The sequence below is a fragment of the Phormidium sp. CCY1219 genome (assembly GCF_035615515.1).
Lineage (GTDB): Bacteria > Cyanobacteriota > Cyanobacteriia > Cyanobacteriales > Laspinemataceae > CCY1219.
Window position 1 is genome coordinate 1 of sequence record NZ_JAJENT010000847.1, and the last position, 655, is coordinate 655.

Consider the following 655-nt stretch of genomic DNA (forward strand, 5'->3'; position numbering starts at 1 on the left):
CTCGTAGGGCTTAGGCTGGTCAGCTACCTAAAGTCAGGGGCTAGAAGCCCCGTCTCTTTAGAGCGGGGTGCTGACAACGTTGTTAACCCATCACTGTACTACCTTAATTGTAGCCATCAGATCTCCAGGTTCCAACCCAAAATACCGTACCGCGATCTATAATCCTGAAAACCTTTGCCCATTGAATCGAACCCTTATGATCCTTTGGAAAATCGCGATTATTGCTCTTCTGCTGCTGGGGTGGCAACTTCAAGCACCTGCATTGGCGCAAGCCACTAAATATTACGCCCCGCCGTTATCCTATAGCAATGCCGATCTCAACGGCAAAGATTTTTCCGGCGAGAACTTGCAATCGGCGGAGTTATCCAACTGTTATTTGCAATTCACCAACTTTGAAAACGCCCAAGCGCAAGGGGCGATTTTCAGCTTATCCGTGATGACGGAAGCAAACCTGCATGGTGCGGATTTGACCAATTCGATGCTCGACCAAGTGGATTTAACCGGGGCGGATTTAACCGATGCGATATTGGTGGAAACGATTTTGCTCGGATCCCAGTTTGAAAGTGTCAAGATAGCCGGGGCGGATTTTAGCTTCTCGGCGGGAAGCCCCGCGCTCTACCCGTGCTTGGTGAGCGTCGGGATGAGAGCCAGGGGA

Annotated in this window: 1 protein-coding gene; it reads left to right on the plus strand. The window is 50.7% G+C overall.

Annotated elements, in window-relative coordinates; translation table 11 throughout:
* Window positions 1-196: 196 nt before the first annotated feature.
* Window positions 197-655 (plus strand): pentapeptide repeat-containing protein (locus tag LKK83_RS27015; RefSeq protein ID WP_324634579.1); only part of this gene is annotated, 459 nt, incomplete at its 3' end.